The 20,176-nt window shown below is 70.4% G+C and carries 21 protein-coding genes, 2 tRNA genes and 1 riboswitch; of the genes, 14 read left to right on the top strand and 9 right to left on the bottom strand.

Annotated features, from left to right (window positions below; genetic code table 11):
* Positions 1-563 precede the first annotated feature (563 nt).
* A complete protein-coding gene (locus F8568_RS14485; RefSeq protein ID WP_151594030.1) occupies positions 564-794 on the bottom strand; it encodes a hypothetical protein in 231 nt (76 codons plus the stop codon).
* A 216-nt stretch (positions 795-1,010) separates the two neighbouring features.
* Here F8568_RS14485 and F8568_RS14480 point away from each other — a divergent pair, with 216 nt between their 5' ends.
* From F8568_RS14480 to F8568_RS14465, 4 genes are all read left to right on the top strand, one after another.
* Positions 1,011-1,346 carry a hypothetical protein gene (locus tag F8568_RS14480; protein ID WP_151594029.1) on the top strand — a complete coding sequence of 112 codons (336 nt, stop codon included), beginning with the start codon at positions 1,011-1,013 and terminating at the stop codon, positions 1,344-1,346.
* Between the two features lie 46 nt (positions 1,347-1,392).
* The gene (locus tag F8568_RS14475; RefSeq protein ID WP_151594028.1) at positions 1,393-3,216 is read left to right on the top strand and encodes a relaxase/mobilization nuclease domain-containing protein; all 1,824 of its coding nucleotides are present in this window, start codon (positions 1,393-1,395) and stop codon (positions 3,214-3,216) included.
* A 155-nt stretch (positions 3,217-3,371) separates the two neighbouring features.
* Entirely contained in the window at positions 3,372-3,572 is a 201-nt protein-coding gene (locus F8568_RS14470; protein ID WP_236008722.1) for a helix-turn-helix domain-containing protein, read from the top strand.
* A 219-nt stretch (positions 3,573-3,791) separates the two neighbouring features.
* Positions 3,792-5,369, top strand: a complete 1,578-nt coding sequence (locus F8568_RS14465; protein ID WP_151594027.1) for a tyrosine-type recombinase/integrase — start codon at positions 3,792-3,794, stop codon at positions 5,367-5,369.
* Here F8568_RS14465 and F8568_RS14460 read toward each other — a convergent pair.
* A tRNA-Ser gene (locus F8568_RS14460) sits at positions 5,348-5,440 on the bottom strand. The two genes, F8568_RS14465 and F8568_RS14460, sit on opposite strands and share 22 nt — an antisense overlap.
* 152 nt (positions 5,441-5,592) lie before the next feature.
* The gene (locus F8568_RS14455) at positions 5,593-6,015 is read right to left on the bottom strand and encodes a hypothetical protein (protein ID WP_151594026.1); all 423 of its coding nucleotides are present in this window, start codon (positions 6,013-6,015) and stop codon (positions 5,593-5,595) included.
* A gap of 193 nt (positions 6,016-6,208) precedes the next feature.
* Between F8568_RS14455 and F8568_RS14450 the strand changes: the two genes are divergently transcribed.
* Positions 6,209-6,281: transfer RNA gene (locus F8568_RS14450), tRNA-Arg, on the top strand.
* A gap of 82 nt (positions 6,282-6,363) precedes the next feature.
* Here the strand turns inward: F8568_RS14450 and F8568_RS14445 are convergent.
* From F8568_RS14445 to F8568_RS14435, 3 genes are read right to left on the bottom strand one after another with little or no spacing between them, the layout of a single operon-like run.
* Positions 6,364-7,524 (bottom strand): site-specific integrase, encoded by a 1,161-nt coding sequence (locus F8568_RS14445; RefSeq protein ID WP_151594025.1) that lies wholly within the window; start codon positions 7,522-7,524, stop codon positions 6,364-6,366.
* On the bottom strand, positions 7,521-7,730 hold the full coding sequence (locus F8568_RS14440; protein ID WP_328600877.1) for a helix-turn-helix domain-containing protein: 210 nt from the start codon (positions 7,728-7,730) through the stop codon (positions 7,521-7,523). The genes F8568_RS14445 and F8568_RS14440 overlap by 4 nt, the downstream gene beginning before the upstream one ends.
* A complete protein-coding gene (locus F8568_RS14435) occupies positions 7,727-9,070 on the bottom strand; it encodes a replication initiator (RefSeq protein ID WP_202124925.1) in 1,344 nt (447 codons plus the stop codon). The genes F8568_RS14440 and F8568_RS14435 overlap by 4 nt, the downstream gene beginning before the upstream one ends.
* A gap of 87 nt (positions 9,071-9,157) precedes the next feature.
* Between F8568_RS14435 and F8568_RS14430 the strand changes: the two genes are divergently transcribed.
* Together F8568_RS14430 and F8568_RS14425 are read left to right on the top strand one after the other, a co-directional pair.
* A complete protein-coding gene (locus F8568_RS14430) occupies positions 9,158-9,388 on the top strand; it encodes a hypothetical protein (RefSeq protein WP_151594024.1) in 231 nt (76 codons plus the stop codon).
* Positions 9,389-9,565: 177 nt separating this feature from the next.
* Positions 9,566-9,949: a hypothetical protein gene (locus tag F8568_RS14425; protein WP_151594023.1), complete on the top strand. Its 384-nt coding sequence runs from the start codon at positions 9,566-9,568 to the stop codon at positions 9,947-9,949.
* Between the two features lie 440 nt (positions 9,950-10,389).
* On the opposite strand, the gene F8568_RS50350 is transcribed toward F8568_RS14425, so the two are convergent.
* Positions 10,390-10,977, bottom strand: a complete 588-nt coding sequence (locus F8568_RS50350; protein WP_151594022.1) for a TetR/AcrR family transcriptional regulator — start codon at positions 10,975-10,977, stop codon at positions 10,390-10,392.
* A 96-nt stretch (positions 10,978-11,073) separates the two neighbouring features.
* On the opposite strand from F8568_RS50350, the gene F8568_RS14415 reads away from it, so the two are divergent.
* The 3 genes from F8568_RS14415 (at position 11,074) to F8568_RS14405 (ending at position 14,226) form a co-directional block, all read left to right on the top strand.
* Positions 11,074-11,970: an SDR family oxidoreductase gene (locus F8568_RS14415; protein WP_151594021.1), complete on the top strand. Its 897-nt coding sequence runs from the start codon at positions 11,074-11,076 to the stop codon at positions 11,968-11,970.
* A 91-nt stretch (positions 11,971-12,061) separates the two neighbouring features.
* On the top strand, positions 12,062-12,943 hold the full coding sequence (lepB, locus tag F8568_RS14410; RefSeq protein WP_151594020.1) for a signal peptidase I: 882 nt from the start codon (positions 12,062-12,064) through the stop codon (positions 12,941-12,943).
* 41 nt (positions 12,944-12,984) lie between these two features.
* Positions 12,985-14,226 carry an ion channel protein gene (locus F8568_RS14405; protein WP_328600876.1) on the top strand — a complete coding sequence of 414 codons (1,242 nt, stop codon included), beginning with the start codon at positions 12,985-12,987 and terminating at the stop codon, positions 14,224-14,226.
* Positions 14,227-14,236: 10 nt separating this feature from the next.
* Here F8568_RS14405 and hpnH read toward each other — a convergent pair whose 3' ends face one another.
* Positions 14,237-15,238, bottom strand: a complete 1,002-nt coding sequence (gene hpnH / locus F8568_RS14400; protein WP_151594019.1) for an adenosyl-hopene transferase HpnH — start codon at positions 15,236-15,238, stop codon at positions 14,237-14,239.
* 116 nt (positions 15,239-15,354) lie between these two features.
* Between hpnH and F8568_RS14395 the strand changes: the two genes are divergently transcribed.
* Both F8568_RS14395 and pabB read left to right on the top strand, forming a co-directional pair.
* Entirely contained in the window at positions 15,355-15,957 is a 603-nt protein-coding gene (locus F8568_RS14395; protein ID WP_151594018.1) for a TetR/AcrR family transcriptional regulator, read from the top strand.
* A gap of 19 nt (positions 15,958-15,976) precedes the next feature.
* A riboswitch (ZMP/ZTP riboswitch) is annotated at positions 15,977-16,058 on the top strand.
* 24 nt (positions 16,059-16,082) lie between these two features.
* Entirely contained in the window at positions 16,083-18,188 is a 2,106-nt protein-coding gene (gene pabB, locus F8568_RS14390) for an aminodeoxychorismate synthase component I (RefSeq protein WP_151594017.1), read from the top strand.
* Here the strand turns inward: pabB and F8568_RS14385 are convergent.
* Positions 18,099-18,710: a helix-turn-helix domain-containing protein gene (locus tag F8568_RS14385; RefSeq protein ID WP_151594016.1), complete on the bottom strand. Its 612-nt coding sequence runs from the start codon at positions 18,708-18,710 to the stop codon at positions 18,099-18,101. The two genes, pabB and F8568_RS14385, sit on opposite strands and share 90 nt — an antisense overlap.
* A gap of 41 nt (positions 18,711-18,751) precedes the next feature.
* On the opposite strand from F8568_RS14385, the gene F8568_RS14380 reads away from it, so the two are divergent.
* Positions 18,752-18,991 carry a hypothetical protein gene (locus tag F8568_RS14380; protein WP_202124924.1) on the top strand — a complete coding sequence of 80 codons (240 nt, stop codon included), beginning with the start codon at positions 18,752-18,754 and terminating at the stop codon, positions 18,989-18,991.
* Positions 18,992-19,072: 81 nt separating this feature from the next.
* Complete coding sequence (locus F8568_RS14375) at positions 19,073-20,155, top strand: NAD(P)/FAD-dependent oxidoreductase (RefSeq protein WP_151594015.1); 1,083 nt, start codon at positions 19,073-19,075, stop codon at positions 20,153-20,155.
* Positions 20,156-20,176 lie beyond the last annotated feature (21 nt).

Genomic DNA, 20,176 nt, shown 5'->3' with positions numbered 1-20,176 from the left:
GGCCGCGTCCCCGCGGCCAACACCACCACCAGCAACGACGAGCAGTAACACAACGCAGCGAACAACAACATCAGGGGGTCAACTTTCAGACGTCCCCAGGGGGTCAAAATTCAGCCGCCGTTGACAACGGCCGAACCGGGCTGTTGAAGCACTCAGCCGAACCGAGAAGAGAGGTCCCGAATGGTCCGAATTCAGTTGACGCTGGAGAGCACCTCACATGGACGCACTCGCCACTCGCATCGACGGGGCCACTGAGCGGCCCACCGTCGAGCTGCACGACCAACTCTGCTTGAAAGCACGGCAGGAAAGCTCAGACACCAAGCCCCCGACCAGAGCTCTCAATACGCCGACACGGGCAAGCAAGCACAAGCCTCTCGGACGAGCCCGTTGTCCACAGCATGTGGACAACGAACTGGAGTTCGGGACAGCGTGGACCTACGGTGCTCGATAAAGCCGATCGAACAGGACCGGCAATCGCCTACCTGCCTCCGGCATGAACGGTAACCGCGCAAGCGGACGCGAAGCCTCTGGACTGTGCAGGTCTCCGGCGGACCAACGCTGACTCACTCCGGGCGGAGGCGGCGGCGAGCGGCATCGAGACGCTCGGCGTAGTCGGCGGCGAAGAGATCCGGCAGTGCCTTGTCGAGGGTTCCCGCGATCCGATGAAGCGGTGCCCAGACGGCTGAGTCGTCAACGACACGGCCGAGGTCGGTCATCTGCAACCGTTCCAACCACTCGGACAAGACGAGCGCTTCGTCCCGCGTGAGTCTAATGACGATCTCTTCCCCTTGCATGCCTGCACCCTAGCCGCGGGCTCTGCTGACGCAGGGCAAGAAATGGAAAACGCAAGCGTTATCGGCTGCAGACCGGGCGCGGTTCACAGCCTAGGACGGGATCGAGCGCGATCCCAGGACAGGAGGCCAATGGTCGAACACGGCAGTGGCGAGTCCGCGTCGAGCACGGTGAAGAGACGCAACCGCCGAACCCATAGCGGGTCGAAGCGAAGGCGAGTGTTGTACGTCCTGTTGTCGGACAACGAACACGCAGTGGTGTCGAGGGCCGCCGAACGAGAGAGTCTGGCGATCGCGGCGTGGGCGGCGCTGACGCTGCTCGCCGCCGCAACCGGTAAGCCGCGCGCACAGAACAATGAGCTGCGCGAGGTACTGCAGGCCGTCATGCAGGTGCGCGGTCAGGCTCACCGGATCGGCGTCAACCTCAACCAGGCGGTCGCCGCGTTGAACTCAGGAGAGGTGTCCTCGACGGTCCAGTGGTACGCCCGCGCCGCCGCGCAGACGATCCGCAAGCTCGATGAGCTGGCCGACGAGCTGAGAAGGCGGCTGCCATGACAGGGGCCGTCGTAGCCACGAACGCCACGGCACGGAGCGCCGCAGGGTGATCGGGAAGGTTCTGCGTGGTGTCCGGGTCCAGGGGCTGCTGCGCTACCTCTACGGCCCGGGCACCAGCGGCGAACACCTCAACCCGCACATCGTGGCCGGCTTCGGGGACCTGGCCGACCTGGAACCGGCATTACGCCCCGATGGCCACCGCGACTTCCGCCACCTGGAGGGCCTGCTGACCCAGCCGCTGGCGCTGCTCGGCGAGCGGAACTACCGCAAGCCCGTCTGGCATTGCGCCGTGCGGGCCGCTCCTGAGGACCCGATCCTGACCGATGCGCAGTGGGCACAGGCCGTCGGCAAGATTATGCAGCGGACGGGCCTGGTCCCGGCCGGAGACGTTGACGCCGTCCGCTGGATCGCCGTCCGGCACGCCGCCGACCACGTCCACATCGTGGCCACGCTGGCGCGGCCCGACGGCGTCCGCCCCGAGGTATGGAACGACGGGTACCGGGTGCGGGACGCGTGCCGGGCGGTGGAGGCACGGTTCGGCCTGCGGTCCACGGCGCCGGCGGACAGGACCGCCGCCCGCCGCCCCAAACGCGGCGAGACCGAGAAAGCCGTCCGCCGCGGCCGGCCAGTACCTTCACGTACGTTTCTGCTCCACAAGGTTCAGACGGCGGCCGCCGGCGCGGGAAGCGAAAGGGAGTTCTTCGAACGACTGCAGGCCGACGGTGTCCTGGTGCGGCGGCGGCTCAGTCAGCGGACGGCGGGTGAGGTGACCGGGTACGCCGTGGCCGCGCCCGGTGATGTCAACGCGGCCGGGCAGCCGGTCTGGTACGGGGGCAGCAAGCTCGCCGCCGACCTCACGCTCCCCAAACTCCGCTTGCGCTGGACAGGTGCGGACGGCTCCGACCACGGTCCGTCGGCCGTCCGTCCGCTGGGCGGACGGCACCTGTCCGCGCGGACGAGGCAGGCCGTGCTGCGGACAACTGTCCGCCGCACCGCGGACAAAGCCCGGACGACCGCCGAGTTCCTCGACCAGCTCCAGGACAACGGCCTCCTGGTCAAAGTCCGCTACAGCCAGTACATCCCCGGACAGATCACCGGGTACACCGTCGCGCTCCCCACCGAGCCCGGCGACGAAGAACCGACCTGGCATCCAGGAAGCCGCCTCGCAGACGACCTCTCGCTCACGCGCCTCCAGCAACGTTGGGCATCACCTGGGGCGCGTCGCATGCCCACCGCTGTCGATGACGACCTCACCGCTGAGGAGCGACAGGCGTTCTACGACGACGCGGCCCGCGCCGCGTCCTACGCCACCGCCCACATTCGCCGCTACCTCGCCACCAATCCTCACGCAGTCCAGGACGCCTGCTGGGCCGCCTCCGACGCTCTCCGCACCGCCGCGCAAGCCACCGGCAACCACCACCTCCACCGCGCCGCCGACACCTACGACCGCGCCGCCCGCGCACCCTACGGCCGCATTCCACAACCCACTCCTGCCGGCAACGCCTTGCGCACCACAGCCCGCCTCCTCGCACTCACCAACTCCGCCAAGAACCGGGCGACGGTGTCGATCATGATGCTCGTCGCCAACCTCATCACCCTGCTCGAAACCATCGCCGAGCTGCGCCGACTCCAGCACCGCCAAGCCCAAGCCGACGCCGCCCGAAAAGCCGCCGAACACGTCCGCGAAGCGCAACCCACCGCCCCCACGAACACGCCACAACAGGCCGCGCAGGCGGCCATGCCCACGCAGGTACAGCTGGCCATGGCCGCGTTCCCCAACCCGTGGGCGCCTCTAGAACCCACGACCCCCAGCAGATCCACGGCACCTACCCCCTCTCCACCAACCCGCCCAAGCCGACACCGGCGGTAGCGAACCAACCAACGTCCTCGCACTGCGAGCAGGACAACAGCGGAGGACGCTGTCCAGTCCCCTCCGAGATCAACTCATTCGAACGAGAGGCGCTCGAAGATCCATGCAAGCTCCGCCAGAACCACCGCGACGCACTAGGCCACGGAGGCATCCGAATGCAGACCATGCAATACGAAGACCTCGCCACCCTCCCCACGGTCGTCAGCATCACGACCGCTGCCCGCGCGCTGGGACTTTCCCGCACATATGCCTATGAACTGGCGAAACGCGGAGAATTTCCCTGCCGCCTCATCCGAGTCGGCACCGCCTACCGAGTACCGACCGCAGAACTCCGCAAGCTGCTCGGCGTGACGTAGCCCCGACGAGCGGTCGGCCCCCTCCGAATCCGAGGCGCTGCCGACCATCGCTCAACCCCTGGGTGAGGAACTTGCCAGCACGCGCCGGACGACCCCGAGCGATGGCGCTTCGAACGCATTAGGCCCAGAGCGGCGCCGGTTCAGCGTCAGCGTCCAGACAGTCCCAAAGCGATCAACACGTCCCCGATCGCACGATCGGGGACCAGAGGAGGAGAACAGATGAAGGGCCGAACCTTCAAGCGATGCGGATGCCGCAACCCTGAGACCAAGAAGAAGTACTCCGAGGGCAAGTGCCCCCAACTGAAGAAGAAGCAGCACGGCGCCTGGTGGTTCCGCTACGACGCCCCACGAGGAGCAGACGGGAAGAGACGCAGACCCTTGGTCGGCCCCTTCACCACCGAACGCGACGCAGACAAGGCGCTGGCAGAGGAACTCGCGAACGTCAGCCACGTCGGCCAGGCCGTGGACCGTTCGCTGACGGTCGGGGCCTACCTCGAAAAGCAGTGGCTTCCCGGCAAGAAGAGCCTCGCCCGGTCCACGTACGCCGACTACGAGGAGATCGTCCGCCTCTACCTGAAGCCGGCCCTCGGCCATCTCCGCATGGTCGACCTGTGCGACCGCGACGCCCACGAGATGTACGCCGCCATCTCACAGATCAACCGTCCACAGAAGGACGGCGAGCGACAGAGCGAACTGCTGCGGCGACTCATGGAGGTCAGAGCGGCATCCGCGAAGAAGCAGCACACCGAGGGCGAAGCATCCAGAAAGAAGCAGACCCGACCGATCTCAGCCGCGCGAATCAAAAAGGTCCATGCCGTCCTGTCCTCGGCCATAGGAACGGCGGTGAAGACCAAGCGGCTCACCTACAACCCCGTGGAACACGTCGAACTCCCGCGCATCAAAGGCCGACGGTCCAAGCCGCTCGTCTGGACGACTGAACGCGTCCGGCACTGGCTGGAGACCGGGAAGGCGCCCGGCCCGGTCATGGTGTGGACGGCGGAGCAGACGGGGGCCTTCCTCGACTTCGCGGCCGAAGAGCGGCTCTACGCGCTCTTCCACCTGGTCGCCTTCCGAGGGCCGCGCCGTGCCGAGGTCGCGGGCCTGCCACGGACGGACACCGACCTGGACGACAGCGAGACGCTCACCATCCGCGAGACCCGTCCAGACGACGAGTACGACGACACCAAGTCCGAAGCCGGAGAGAGAACCGTCAGCCTCGACCAAATGACCCTCGCCGTCCTTCGCCGGTGGCGCACTCACCAGAGAGAGGAGCGGCTCTCGGCGGGCCCGGAAGTCTGGGTGGACTCAGGACGGGTGTTCACCCGCGAAGACGGATCCGCCTTGCGGCCAGAGTGGATCTCACTGCGCTTCGAAGCCCTGATCGAGCGCTACAACACGATCCGACGGCGCCACTTTAACGAGGAGTGGCCCGTCGAACAGATAGCGCGCCGCCACCGCGTCAGCCGACGAGCGGCCCAAGTCGCCATCGACCGCGGCCCGCTTCCACCGATCCGGTTCCACGACCTGCGCCACGGCGCGGCGACGCTGAGCCTGCTCGGCAAGGTCGACATGAAGGTGATCAGCGCGACGCTCGGTCACTCTCGGTCATCGTTCACCGCCGACACCTACGCCTCGGTCCTGCCCGAGGTGGCCAAGTCGGCAGCCGAGGCGGTGGCCGCGGTGGTGCCGCTGCGCCGTGATGGCCACACCATGGCCACACCAGACACCGAAAACGCCCCCGCCGAGATCATCTCACTCGGCGGAGGCGCTGGTAGTGGCGGAGGATCGGGGATTTGAACCCCGGATGGGCGGTAAACCCAAACCGCATTAGCAGTGCGGCGCCATAGACCGGACTAGGCGAATCCTCCAGGAGCCATCAGGCTCAGCACAGGGTACCGGTTCGGCGAGCCAACCGGCAAAGTCTGGCCTGTGGCTTCGAAGCATAGTCCGAACGCGCCCGCGGGGCGACGAGGCGGCCGGACGATTCGCTCCCGGGGCCGCGGGAGCGAAGCGCCGTCGGTCAGCCGATGTGGAAGCCGGTGTAGCCGCAGGCCTTGCCCAGGTCCTCGCCGTGCTGCTGCATCTGGGTGAAGTTGGGCGTCCCGCCGGACAGGTTGCCGGAGCTGAGCTTGCGCAGCGTGGCGGCGGTGTCGTCCAGGTCGCCGGCGAACGCGGTCGCGGCGGTCTCGACGTCGCCGCCGGCGTTCTGGCCCTCGGTGCGGATCTTGGCGGCCGCGTCGGAGAACGTCTGGGCCGTCGCCTCGGAGCCGCCGGCCGACCCGCCGCTCGAAGCGACGTTCTTCAGCTCGGTCTCGATGTTCTTGCAGGCGGTCTTCTTCTTGCCGCCGCCGGTGATGGAGTCCACCGGGCCGCAGGCCGTGGAGCCGAGCAGCACGCCACCGATGGCCAGGACGCCGACGAGCTTGGCGGCAGACATGCGCATGAAACCTTCTCCTTCAGGGGGGTTTGGGACTTCGGACGAGGGTAAACCTCAGAGGTCACATCCGTCTCGATTACACCTTTGGCGCTGGTTCGCCACAGACGGTTCCGTGACCCGGCTCACACTGCCCGAGGCGCGTCTTCCGGCGCCGATTCGCCGTCCGGCCCCAGGAGCCGGTACAGTTGGCTCCGAACGGGCACCCGTAGCTCAATGGATAGAGCATCTGACTACGGATCAGAAGGTTAGGGGTTCGAATCCCTTCGGGTGCGCCCAGTTCAGAGGCCCCTTCCGATCATGGAAGGGGCCTTCTGCGTTGGCCATGGGAGCCACGTTGGGAGCCACGGGCACCGATCACGCTCCGAAGAGCGCCCCGCTCATCGCCTCGGCCGCCGCCCGCTTGTCGTCCACCAGGAGATGCCCGTAGACGTCCTTGGTGATCGCGATGGACGTGTGCCCGAGGATCTCGGAGACGACATGCAGCGGCGTCCCCTGCGCCAGCATCAGCGAGGCGCCCGAATGCCGCAGTTCGTGCGGATGCCAGTGGCCGAGGCCGGCGCGCTTGGCGAGCTTGGAGAAGGTGTGCGAGAAGTTGTCCGGGTCCATCGGCGTCCCGACCTCGCTCGCGAAGATCAGCCCGTGATCCTCCCACAGCTCACCGGCCGCGATCTTGGCCTTGGCCTGCCGGGTGTGGAGCGTCCGAAGCTTGGTCACGAGCTGGGGAGTCAGGACGAGCGTCCGGCGTGACTTGGGCGTCTTCAACTCCCCCACCACCAGCCGCGTCTTCCGTCCGCTCGCCTTGTCGCGGTCTTTGATCCTCTTCACCGAGTGCGTCAGCCGAACCGTTCCGGCGTCCCAGTCGACGGCAGCCCAGTGCAGGCCGAGAACCTCGCCACGGCGCAGGCCATAGGCGAGAGCGAGCATGATGGCGACGTCGAAGCGGTGGCCGGCGACCGTGTCGAGGAGCGCTTTCGCTTGGTCGATGGTGAGCGTTCGGCCTTCCTTCGCGACGACGTGAGGCGCTGCCGAAAGAGCAGCGACGTTGCGCGGAAGGATGCCTTCCCGCTCCGCCTGTGTGAGAGCCTTCCGCAGGACCGTCCGCATGATTCGGATGCTGTTGGCGCTGTAGCCCGCATCCCGCTTGGCCTGCCACAGCTTGTCGACGTCCAGAACGGTGAGCTTGGCCAGCTTCTTCCGTCCGAGCGCGGGCGCCAGATGCAACCGCACCGTGTCGTGGTAGTCGTCCTCGGTCGACTCGGCCACCGTGCCGGGAAGGCTGTGGGCCAACCAACGGTCGAGGAACGCCTTGACGGTGACCTTGTCGTCCGGAACCGTCCCGGCATCCACGAGCTTCCGCAGTTTGCGGAGCTTTTCCGCCACCTCGGCACGCGTCCGGCCGGAGACCTTCTTCCGGACGCGCCGTCCCTTGTCGTCGTAGCCCAGGTGGATCGCGCCGCGCCAGCGGTCGCCATCCTTGTAGATCGAGTCTTCGCCGTTGCCGCGTCGCTTGGTCATGCCGCGTCCGTCTCCTCTTCGAGCCGGGCAACGAACTCGGTGAGCGCCGTTGCCGGAATCCTTCGAGAGCCGCCGAGCCGGACCGACCGCAGCGCACCGGTACGCATCAGGTCATAGACCTTGGTGCGTCCGATGCCGAGCATCACGGCCGCCTGTTCGGGCTTCCAAAGGAGCGGTTCCGCCGCCCCGTTCGCCGTAGTGATCACGCTGCCTCCGCAGTTGCCGAAAGTTCGGAAGTCGTGTTCTGGGTCGCGGCGTCGAGCTGGCGGCGCCGTTGGATGCGTTCGTTGATCAGGAGCAAGAGCCGATGCTCGGTCGGCCGGACGTCCGGGTCACCAGGCCCCGCGCGTTCCCAGACGTAGGCCGCTTGCGGGTCGGCCGGGTTGGAGACGGGGATGCCGGCCTCAGCCAGCCGGGCCAGTGCCCAGGCTTTGCGGTCGGCCTTGTGATCGGCGAGGGTCTTTCCCGACCATTTGCGTGAGACGAGGACGCGGCGTCCGCCGTAGCCGAGGTGTTCGCGCCTGTGCGCTTTGCCCTTGCAGAACCCGGGAGTCATCCCCCGCCGGGCGTTCTTGGGCTGCACGCCGTAGCGCAGCCAGTTCGCGCACGTCGGCGAGCACGGCTCGAAGCGGAGCGCTTCGGCCATCCGGTCGACGTGCTCACGCTGCGCCGCCGTCTCCGCTTCGTGGCATTCGGCGACACCCTTGACCAGGTACTTGGTCAGGTAGCCGATGCAGCGCCGCGAGTCGGCCGAGTCGGCCAGGACGCCTTGGGCGTCGATCTGGCGGCCGAAGCGGACGACGTGCAGGGGTTCGGCGTTCTCGTCCAGGCCGATGGCGTCCAGCGCGTCATCCCAGGTGGGGAGGACTTCGCCGGTTTCGGGGTCGAGGTAGCCGCCGTTCTCGCCCGCAGCCTCGTCCCAGACCGGCAGCCGATTCCCGGAGTAGACGACGCGATCGGTGGAGGGCCACCACACCTGGTGATAGGTGGCCGCGACGACTTGCCGCAGTTCGGTGCGGGAGATGGTTCCGCGGATCGCCATGTGCAGGTGCGGAGCCAGCCGCCGCTGGGGCTCGACGGTGGCGAAGTACTGCACGTCGTAGCCGACGAACCGGCGCAGGTTCTGCACGAACCGATCTACCAGCTTGGAGAAGTGCAGCGCATCGCGTGCGGCCCGCGTGTAGTCGTAGGTGGCCGGGTCGACCGGGGTACCGTCCGAGCGGACCCGCCCGTAGGAGTCCAAGGTCAGGGTCAGGAACAGCGACGGCCGGAACGTCTTCCCGTCGCGGCCCCGGAACACCTTGCCGACCGTGCGGGAGTCGACCGGACGCCGAGGCAGGTCCGGCGCGTCCTGCCGCCGCCGCGTCGACCGAGTCCGCCGGCCCCGCGCCTCCCCACCGGTCTTGAGCGAGCCCCGCACGCCGGTGCGTTCGATCTCGATATCAAGGGGCGGCGGCGCTCGGGCCGCTGGCGCGGCCCCGCGCCTGGCCGCCCGGAGCGTGCGGCGTGGGCGCCGGTCACCGGGCGGCCGCGCCGGGCCGCGCATCGCGACGCGTCCGCCGGCCCCGCCCCGTCCGGCCGCCACGGGTTCGCGCCGCCGCCTACGATCGGTTCAACCACTTCGAAGGTGACTGTGACCATCCCTGCGGAACTCAAGCGTTCCTTGAAGCGGCTACGCGAGGTGCGTGCCCGTCGACCAGCAGAGGCCCAGTCCCTCGCGCTCGCCGAGTGGCGTGACGAGATGGCGGATGTCCTCGATGAGCTGGCCGAGCGGCTCTTGTTCGAATCAGACCGAGAGCAAGCGGCAACAGAAGCGGAGGCCGCTCGGGCGCAGGCCAGCGAGATCCGCGCAAGACTTGGTTGAGCGAGCTCGAACCAGGGGGCTGCGCCGCCCCCTGGACCCCCGCGACCCGGAGGGCACTCCCGCGCGAATCTGTCTGTCACGGGGTGCGCGCCGTTCGCGCGGGAGCACCCTCCGGACAGGTCCGTCCGTCCGTCGCGGTCCGATGGAGACGACGGCGATGGGAGAGCGGAGATGATCATGCCGGAGCGCTACGACTACTGCGGGCTCTACCTACGAGGTCTGTCCAAGAACGCTGCGGTTGACCTGGTGGCCCAAGCCACCGCTACTGCCCTTGACGGCACAGTCGCACATCTCGACGGCCTTGAGATCGAAGTCTTGCGCAACCCTGGTTTCCTTCCGGACTCGGAGGACTTTCCCGCCTGGCCAATCAAGATCGAGGTCGAGAAGCAAGAAGCCCTTCCCAGCCAGGTGGTGGACGTGGTGTCGAAACTCCTCACCTCCGCCTGGCGGGCCGGATACGACGCGGTCGCCGCATGCGACTACGAGGACGAACTACCCGCAGGGGGTGGGTACGTCCGGTGGCTCCCCGGGAGCCACGGTGGGAGCCACCGGGGCGGATGATCTTGGATCGGGGTGAACGGGTTCGGACGGCGCGCAGGTCATCGGCCCAGTGTGCGGACGGGTTCGGACGGGGGCAGTGATCGTTTGGGAATCTACGGATCAGAAGGTTAGGGGTTCGAATCCCTTCGGGTGCGCCCAGTTCAGAGGCCCCTTCCCATCATGGAAGGGGCCTTCTGCGTTGGCCATGGGGGCCACGGGCACCGATCACGCTGTGAAGAGCGCACCGCTGCGGGGCGCATTGGTTTGCGGCTTACCGTGGGCGGGGTGGAGAGGTGCTGGTCTGGCATCCGTCTGGCCCACGCTGGCGGAGTGGATGAGGGACGGCCCCGGCCCTCGGAAGGGGCTTCGGCCGGTGGCGGCGCGCTTCCGGGTGACCGGGGAGGAGCTGCCGCTGCCCCCTCACGTGCCGCCATTCAGCGCGGTGAGTTCCCTTGGGCGGGTCATCCGGCGCCGCGGGACCCCCGCACATAGTGGCCGGTGAGGGCGCGCAGGTCGGCGAAGGTCTGGGAGAGATGGGCGTCCAGGCTCTGTGAGGGGTCGTCGATCCAGGCTTGGACGGCGTGGTGGAAGGCGGCCCAGCCGGTCTGGGCGGCGAGGGCGGCCAGCCGGTCGGCGACGCCGCGCCGGCGCAGGGCGTCCGCCAGGGCGTCGGTGAGCGCGGCGGCCTTGGCCAGCTCGCGCTCGCGGAGCGTGGGCGTCGCGGCGATGATCTCCTGCCGGGGTTCGGAGAAGGGGCGGTTCTCCTCGAGGATTCGTCCGCCCTCGCGGAAGGCGCCGAGCAGGACGTCGAGCGGTTCCAGGCCGTCGGGCGCCTCGGCCACCGCACGGGTCAGCGCGTCGCGCAGGTCGGCCTGGCCGTCGAAGAGCACCTCGCGCTTGTCCGGGAAGTGGCGGAAGAACGTGCGCTCGTTGACGTCGGCCCGGGCGGCGATCTCGGCCGTGGTGGTCTGGTCGAATCCTCGTTCCCGGTACAGCTCGAGGGCCGCCTGGCGAAGGCGGCGGCGCGCTTCTGCTCCGCTCCGTGGCACCCCTGGAGGCTATCGCATGTGCCAGTGACTGGCGCTACGTGTAGGGTCAGTGACTGTCGCTAAGAAGCGCCAGTCACTGGCGTTAAGGAGAAGCTCATGCATGTCTTCGTCACGGGTGGTTCCGGGCTGACCGGTCCGGCCGTCGTCGCCGAGCTCTTGGCGGCCGGGCACACCGTCACCGGGCTCGCGCGGTCGGACGCCGCGGCGGCGCGACTGGAGTCGCTGGGCGCCGTGCCGCACCGGGGATCGCTGGACGATCTCGACAGCCTGCGCAGCGGCGCCGAAGCCGCAGACGGCGTCGTGCACATGGCGTTCGGCGGCGACTTCGCCGATCCGGACGACATGATGCGGCGCGACCGGACCGCGATCGAGACGCTCGGACGCTCGGGCGCGCCGCTCGTCATCACCTCGGGCACGCTGGTCATGCCCGCCGGACGGGAGAGCACCGAGCAGGACGAGCCCGACGTGTCCGGGATCGCCGCTTTCCGGCTCCCGGGCGAGCGGGCCTGTCTCGGCTTCGCGGACCGGGGTGTGCGGGCGAGCGTGGTCCGGCTCGCCCCGACCGTCCACGGCCCTGGGGATTACGGGTTCATGGGCATGCTCGTCGACACGGCGCGGAAGACCGGTGTGTCGGCTTATGTCGGCGACGGCGCCAACCGGTGGCCCGCGGTGCACCGGCTCGACGCGGCGGTCCTGTTCCGCCTGGCGTTGGAGAAGGCCCCCGCGGGCAGCGTGCTCCATGGGGCGGCTGAGAACGTCCCGTTCAAGAGCATCGCGGAGGCGATCGGCCGTGGGCTCGGGCTGCCCGCCGTTTCGTTGCCTCCGGACGAGGCCGCCGCGCACTTCCCGAGTCCGTTCATGGCCACCGTCTACGGGATCGACGCGCCCGTCTCCAGCGCGCGCACACAGGAGCTGCTCGGCTGGGCGCCGGTGCACCCGACGCTGCTCGACGACCTGGAGCACGGCGACTACCTCACGGGCCCGGCTTCCTAGCGCGGAGGGTGGGCGGCGCCTGGTGAGGGGAGCGGGGCGCGGCGACAGTAGGATCCCGCCTGGACGGCACGCCCGAGGAGATCGGAGAGACATGCATTCCAGCTCTGACGGCGCGGCGCCCCGCGAGGAGGATCTCGACGGGTCCGAAGACGAGGCGTCGGAGCGGTCGGACGACGACTCGGCGAAGGAAAAGAGGAAGGGCTCGTTCTGGCGGGAGCTGCCCGTCCTGATCGTCGTCGCCGTGGTGCTGGCCCTGGTGGTGAAGACCTTTCTGGTGCAGGCCTTCTACATTCCGTCCGGGTCCATGCAGAACACGCTGGAGATCGGCGACCGGGTTCTGGTGAACAAGGTCGTTTACCACACGCGCGACGTCAAGCGCGGCGACATCGTGGTGTTCAACGGGCTGGACTCCTGGGATCCCGAGGTGACGTACGAGAAGCCGAAGAATCCGGTGAAGCGGTTCCTCCGGTGGGGCGGCGGCGCCTTCGGGGTGGCGCCGGGCGAGAAGGACTACATCAAGCGGGTCATCGGCGTGCCGGGCGACCACGTGAAATGCTGCGACGCGCAGGGCCGCGTGACCGTCAATGGGACGGCCCTGGACGAGCATTCGTACCTTTACACCGATCCGGTCACGCATGAGCGGAACAAGCCGTCCGAGCAGCCGTTCGAGGTGACGGTGCAGCCGGGGACGCTGTGGGTCATGGGGGACCACCGGGAGCTGTCCGCGGATTCGCGGGCGCATCAGAAGGACCCGGGCGGCGGCGCCATTCCGGAGGACCGGGTCATCGGCCGCGCTTTCGTCGTGGTGTGGCCGTTGAACCGGATGAAGATGCTGCACATCCCGGACACTTTCGACCAGGCCATCGGCGGTCTTGCGCCCGCGGCCCCGTTCGCGCTGGGAATGGCGGCGGCGACGCCGGTCGTGCTGCTGCGGCGCCGTCACTGGCGTGCGGGCGGTGATCTTCGGGGGTAGGGAGAGGGAAGACCGATCGCGTCGGCTCCGGGGGAGGACGGGTGGCCGGTACCACCGCGACCAGGCCTGCCGCGCTGCTGGCCCTGGCGCTGCCCGCGCTGCTCATCGGCGTTGGGGCGAGCCTGCTGCTGCTCGGCGTGAGCACCGTCGCCGAGGCGCTGCAGAAGGCGGTGTGGGACCGGTTGCCGCACGCGCTCGGGATCGGCGGGGAGCCGGCTTGGTGGACGTTCCTGATCCTCACCCTCGCGGGCGCCGCGGTCGGCCTCACCGTGGCGAAGGTGCCCGGACGCGCCGGGCACGATCCCGCGACCGAGGGCCTGGTCGCGCCGCCGATCCCGGCCCGGGTCGTCCCGAGCCTGCTGCTCGCCACCGTGCTGACGCTCGCGGGCGGCGTCAGCCTCGGTCCGGAGAACCCGATCACCGCCGTCAACGTCGCGCTGGCGTTCGCGCTCGGCACGCGGTTCCTGCCCGCCGCACCGGGCGAGGCGTGGGTGGGGATCGCGGCGGCGGGGACGATCGGCGCCCTGTTCGGCACGCCCGTCGCCGCCGCGCTCATCCTGTCGGAGACGGCGATGGGCGGGCCCGGCACCCCGTTGTGGGACCGGCTGTTCGCGCCGCTCATCGCGGCCGGCGCGGGGGCGCTCACCACGGTGGCGCTCGCCGCGCCGACGCTGAGCGTGGACGTCCCCGGCTACCGCGGCTTCGAGCTCGTGGACCTGGTCAGCGGCTCGGTCATCGCCCTCGTCGCGTGCACGCTCGGCCTGCTGCTGGTGTACGCGTTCCCGCACGTCCACTCCGTGTTCCACCGGCTGCCCGGCCCGGTGGTCGGGCTCGCGGCGGGCGGGGCGGTGCTCGGTGTGCTCGGCGCGGTCGGCGGCCGGATCACCCTGTTCAAGGGCCTGGACGAGATGAAGACGCTCACCGGGCACGCGTCGTCCCACTCGGCGGGCGGGCTGCTGCTGATCATCGTGGTGAAGCTCGCCGCGATCCTGGTGGCCGCGTCCTGCGGGTTCCGCGGCGGACGGATCTTCCCCGCGGTGTTCACCGGCCTCGCGATCGGGCTGCTCGCGAACCGGCTGGTGGACGCCGTCCCGGTGTCCCTCGCGATCGGCTCCGGGGTGCTCGGCCTGCTCGTGGCGCTGACGCGGCAGGGGTGGCTGAGCCTGTTCATGGCGGTCGCCGTCGTCACCGACATCAAGCTGCTGCCGCTGCTGTGCGTCGTCACGCTGCCCGCGTGGCTGCTGGCCACCGGACGCCCCGAGATGCTGATCAAAGAGGGGTGACGCGGGAACGTCAGCCGGCCAGCGCCCGCAGGCTCTCGCGCAACGATTGCGTGGTGGCGAGGACGGCGGTGGGCTCGTAGCCGCAGTGGGCCATGCAGTTGTCGCAGCGCGGGTCGCGGCCCCGCCCGTAGGCGTCCCAGTCGGTGGTCTCCAGCAGTTCCTTCCAGGTGGCGGCGTACCCGTCGGCGAGCAGGTAGCAGGGCCGCTGCCAGCCGAGGAGCGAGTACGACGGCACGCCCCACGGGGTGCAGGCGAAGTCGCGCTTGCCTTCGAGGAAGTCGAGGTAGAGCGGCGAGTGGTTGAGCCGCCAGCGCCGCCGCCGGCCGCCCGCGAACGCCGCCGCGAACAGCTCGCGGGTCTGCTGGACGCCGAGGAAGCGGTCCTGGTCGGGCGCCTTCTCGTAGGCGTAGCCGGGCGCGATCTCCATCCGGTCGACGCCGAGCTCGTCGTTGAGGTAGTCGAGGGTCTCCCGGATGGTCTCGGGAGTGTCGGTGTTGAAGAAGGTCGAGTTCGTGTAGACGGCGAACCCGGCGGCCTTCGCGGCGCGGATCGCGTCCACGGCCTGCTCGAAGACGCCGTCCTTGCTGACGGACTCGTCGTGGCGCTCCTTCAGCCCGTCGATGTGGACCATCCACGCGAAGTCGCGGTGCGGGCGGAAGCGGTGCAGATGCTTGCGCAGCAGCACCGCGTTGGTGCACAGGACGACGAACTTGCGGCGCCGCAGCAGCTCGACGACGATCCGGTCGATCTGCGGGTGCATCAGCGGCTCGCCGCCGGCGATCGACACCATCGGCGCGCCGCACTCCTCGACGGCCGCCACCGCCTGCTCGACCGGCATCCGCTGCTTGAGCAGCGACGCGGGCTGCTGGATCTTGCCGCAGCCCGCGCACTTGAGGTTGCAGGCGAACAGCGGTTCCAGCTCCATGATCATCGGGAACTTGGCGGTGCCGCGCAGCTTCTGCCGCACCAGATGGGTTCCGATCTTGACCGCCAGCCGCATGGGCAGTCCCATGTGCGCCTCCCGTTCCGCGGGTGCCGTCCGTGCGCCGGGCCGTCCCGGCATCCGGACGATGCTCCATACTCCGAGTATGAAACATGGCGGCTGTATGTCAATATAGGTTCGGCGGTATGACGCCGTCCCGACGCGCCCAGCACGCCGCCGACACCCGCGCCGCCCTGCTGTCCGCCGCCCGCGCGCTGTTCGCCGAGCGCGGCTACGCCGCCACCGGCACCGAGGACGTCGTCGCCGCCGCCCGCGTCACCCGCGGCGCGCTCTACCACCACTTCCGCGACAAGGCCGCGCTGTTCGGCGCGGTGGTCGAGCAGGTCGGCGCGGAGCTGGCCGAGCGGCTGATCCGCCAGCAGCTCGACCGGCCGGCGGCGGGCGGCCCGCTGGACCAGATCCGCGACGGCCTCGCCGCGTTCCTCGACACCTGCGTCGACAGCGACTTCCAGCGCCTCGTGCTCGTCGAGGGCCCTATCGTGCTCGGCGCCGACGCCTGGAACGACCTCGCCGAGCGGCACGGGCTGCGGCTGCTCACCGAGTGGCTGGAGCGGGCGATGGACGCCGGCGAGCTGGACCGGCAGCCGGCGGAGGTGCTCGCCCGGCTGATCGTCGCGATGATCATCGAGGCGAGCCTCGTCATCGCGCGCGCCGCCGACCAGGCCTCGGCGCGCGCCGAGGTCGGCGCCGTGCTCGACCGCACCCTCCGGGGCCTGCGGCCCGGATGACCGGCGCGCGGTTACAGTGTGGGCGGGCCGTGACTGGCGCCTAGGGTGGAGCACCACCGGGGAGCGGCCCGACACGGCAGCCGTGCGCCTGGGCGATCCATGACGACGCCCGGGAGCGGACGCCGATGCGAACACTTCTGATCGACAACTACGACTCCTTCACCTTCAACCTGTACCAGCTGCTCGGCGAGGTGAACGGCCGTCCGCCGACCGTCGTCCGCAACGACGCCGACTGGGCGGGGCTGTCGGCCGCCGACTACGACAACGTGGTGATCTCCCCCGGGCCGGGACGTCCCGATCGCGACCGCGACATCGGCATCGGCGCCCGGGTCATCGACGAGTGGGCGCTGCCGCTGCTCGGCGTGTGCCTCGGGCACCAGGCCATCTGCCACCGGCTCGGCGGCAAGGTCGAGCACGCGCCGGAGCCCGTGCACGGGCGGGTGTCGCAGGTCGTCCACACCGGTGAGGGCCTCTTCGCGGGGCTGCCGTCGCCGATGCCGGTCGTCCGGTACCACTCGCTGGCCGTCACCGCGCTGCCCGACGAGCTGGAGGCCGTGGCGTGGTCCGACGACGGCGTGCTGATGGGGGTGCGGCACCGCTCGGCGCCGATCTGGGGGATCCAGTTCCATCCCGAGTCCGTCCGCACCGGGCACGGCCGCGAGCTGCTGGCCAACTTCCGCGACCTGACGCGCGCAAACCACGGCTCCGGACCGTACCGGCTGCACGTCCACCGGATGGCGGCGGCGCCCGATCCCGAAGCGGCCTACCGGACGGTGTTCGCGGGACGGCCCGGCGCGTTCTGGCTGGACAGCGGCACGCACGCGGAGGGCACGTCCCGGTTCACGATCATGGGCGACGGTGCCGGGCCGCTCGGCGAGCTGGTGACGTACCGGGTCGGCGATGGGCGAGTCCGGGTCGACGGGCGCGGGGCGGTGTCCGAGCACGCGGCCGGCTCGTTCTTCGACTACCTGGAACGCGAGGTGGCCCGGCGGGCCATGCCCGAGGACGGCGATCTCCCGTTCGGGTTCCGCCTCGGGTACGTCGGCTACCTCGGATACGAGCTGAAGGCCGAGACGGGCGGCGCCGCCGCGCACGCCTCGCCCACCCCGGACGCCGCGATGGTGTTCGCCGACCGGGCCCTCGTCATCGACCACGCGGAAGGCGCGTCCTACCTGCTGCGTCTCAGCCGCCGGGCCGACGACCCGGAGGTGGCCGCGTGGTTCGCCGCGACCGCCGGGCTCGTCCGCGACCTTCCGGACGGACCGGAGACCGCGATCAGGCCGCTGACCGGCGACGGCACGGCGGAGCCGCCCGTGGAGCTGCACCACGACCGGGACACTTACCTCGGCCTGATCGGCGAGTGCCTCGACGAGATCCGCGACGGGGAGTCGTACGAGATCTGCCTGTCCAACACCGCGACCGCCCGTGCCGCCGTCGACCCCGCCGCCACGTTCGCGCACCTCCGGCGGGTCAGCCCCGTACCGTACGGCGCGCTGCTGGACTTCCCCGGCGTCGCGGTGCTCAGCGCGTCGCCGGAGCAGTTCCTGGCCGTCACGGCGGGCGGGCTGGCGCGGTCCAAGCCGATCAAGGGCACGCGTCCGCGCGGCGCCACCCCGGAACGGGACGCGGCGCTCCGCCGCGAGCTGGCGGGCAGCGAGAAGGACCGCGCCGAGAACCTCATGATCGTGGACCTCGTCCGCAACGACCTGAACACCGTCTGCGCCGTCGGCTCCGTGCGCGTGCCGAAGCTGTTCGACGTCGAGTCGTTCGCGCCCGTCCACCATCTGGTGTCGACGGTCGAGGGTCGGCTCCGCGAGGGGGTGACGGCGGTCGGGTGCGCGCGCGCCGCGTTCCCGCCGGGATCGATGACGGGCGCGCCGAAGGTCCGCACGATGGAGATCATCGACCGGCTGGAGGGGCGGCCCCGGGGCGTCTACTCCGGGGCGCTCGGCTGGTTCTCGCTCAGCGGCGCGTGCGAGCTCAGCGTCGTCAACCGGACGATCGTCGCCGCGCCCGGCGGCGCCTCCTTCAACGTGGGCGGCGCGATCGTCGCGCTGTCGGACCCGGAGGAGGAGTTCGCCGAGATCCTGGTGAAGGCCCGCGCGATGATCGCCGCGATCGCCGCGGCGGGCGCGGAGCCGTCACCGGTCCGCGCCCCGGCCGCGCGGCCGGGCGCGGATGTGGACGCGCTCCCCCTGCCGGCCGAACAGGTTGAGCACCTCCACGGGTGAGTCGCCGGCCGGGCCGAACCAGTGCGGCAGGCGGGTGTCGAACTCGGCGGCCTCGCCCGGCCCCATGACGAGGTCGTGGTCAGCGAGGACGAGCCGCAGCCGCCCGGACAGCACGTACAGCCACTCGTAGCCCTCGTGCGTGCACGGGTCGGGGGTGTTCTGGTCCGCCGGGATGATCGACTTCCAGGCCTGGATCGGACCCGGATGCGGGGTCAGCGGGATCACCGTGCGGCCGTTGCGGACGAGGGGCTTGGCGCGCACCCGCGGGTCGCCGACCTGCGGCGCGCCGACCAGCTCGTCCAGCGGCACCTGGTGGGCCTGCGCGATCGGCAGCAGCAGTTCCAGGCTCGGGCGGCGCTGTCCCGTCTCGAGCCTGGACAGCGTGCTCTTGGAGATGCCGGTGGCCTCCGACAGCGCGGCGAGGCTCACGCCGCGCCGCGTCCGGACGCGCTTGAGGCGCGGGCCGACCTGGGCCAGCGTGTCGGCGATGGCGGCGGGGGCCTGCGGTGAGTGCTCGGTCATCGTCCCATTGCACACCTCCCGCGTCCCGGAAACGGCAACAGATGTTGTCGGTTCGCGGTCCCGGGCCGGACGCCGGCGCCACGACCGTCTCGGCGTTCCAGCTCGGCATCAGCCTCGTACCGGCGCTCGCCGGCGCCGCGCTGAACGCGGGCGCGGGCATCACCGCCGTCTGCTGGATCGGCGCGGCTCTCGCCGCCGCGGTCGTCCCCGCCGCGCTCCTCGACCGGGCCCTCGGCCACCGCCGTTCGCGGACGGCGCCCGACCTCGTCTCGGCGGTGTGACGCACCTTACCTGCGACGCTGTTATGCGCGGCGCCTCCGCGGTGTCTTGTGGGCAGACCCATCCACATGGAGGAGGCGGACATGAAGGTGATCGTGGCTGGAGCGGGGTACGCCGGGACGCTCGCGGCGAACCGGCTGGCGAAGAAGGTGCCGGGCGCGGAGATCACCGTGGTGAACCCGCGGCCCGACTTCGTCGAGCGGGTGCGGCTGCACCAGCAGCTCGCCGGGACCGGCCGGGCGGCGACCCCGCTGGCGGACATGCTCCGCGCCGGGATCCGCACCCGGCAGGCCGCCGTCGAGAAGATCGGCGACGGGTGCGTGGTGCTCGGCGGCGGCGAGTCCCTCGACTTCGACTACCTGGTCCTCGCCGTCGGGAGCACGCTGTCGCCGCTGCCCGGCACCGTCCCGGTCGGGACGTGGGAAGGGGCGCAGGAGGCCCGCGCGGCGCTGGCGGCCCTGCCGGAGGGCGCGGCGGTGACCGTCGTCGGCGCCGGGCCGACCGGCATCGAGACCGCCGCCGAGATCGCCCACGCCCGCCCCGGCCTGACGGTCCGGCTCGTCGGCCGGGACTTCGCCGCGTCCCTCTCGGAGCGGGCCCGCGCACGCGTGCGGACCGGCCTGGAACGGTTGAATGTGTCGATGGTGGACGACACGGTGACGCAGGTGCGGGAGGACGGCGAGGTCCTGCTGGGGTCCGGCGGACGGCTCGCCTCGGACCTCGTCCTGTGGGCCGTCATCGGCGCGGTCCCCGACCTCGCCGCGCGCAGCGGCCTGGAGGTCGACGAGCGGGGCCGCGCCCTCGTCGACGAGCACCTGCGCAGCACCGGCGACCCGCGCATCGTCGTCGCCGGCGACTGCGCCGCCGTCCCCGGGTCGCGCATGTCCTGCCAGACGGCGGAGCCGCAGGGGGCGCACGCCGCCGACACGGTCGCCCGGATGATCCAGGGCCGCCCGCTCAAGCGGTACACGGTGGACTACGTCGCCACGTGCATCAGCCTCGGCCGGCGCGACGGCGTGATCCAGCCCTCGCACCGCGACGACAGCCCGCGCCGCCGGTTCCTCGCCGGACGGGCCGCCGCGATGACGAAGGAAGGGGTCGTCCGCGGCGCCCGGTTCAGCGCCCGCACCGGACTCGGCGCCACGGGCCTGCCCGGATCGAAGTGACCGGCCCCGCGCGACGCGGAC

The organism is Actinomadura physcomitrii (assembly GCF_008923205.2).
Lineage (GTDB): Bacteria > Actinomycetota > Actinomycetes > Streptosporangiales > Streptosporangiaceae > Spirillospora > Spirillospora physcomitrii.
The sequence above is the reverse complement of the archived record's forward strand: the minus strand, read 5'-3'. Positions and strand labels throughout refer to the sequence as shown.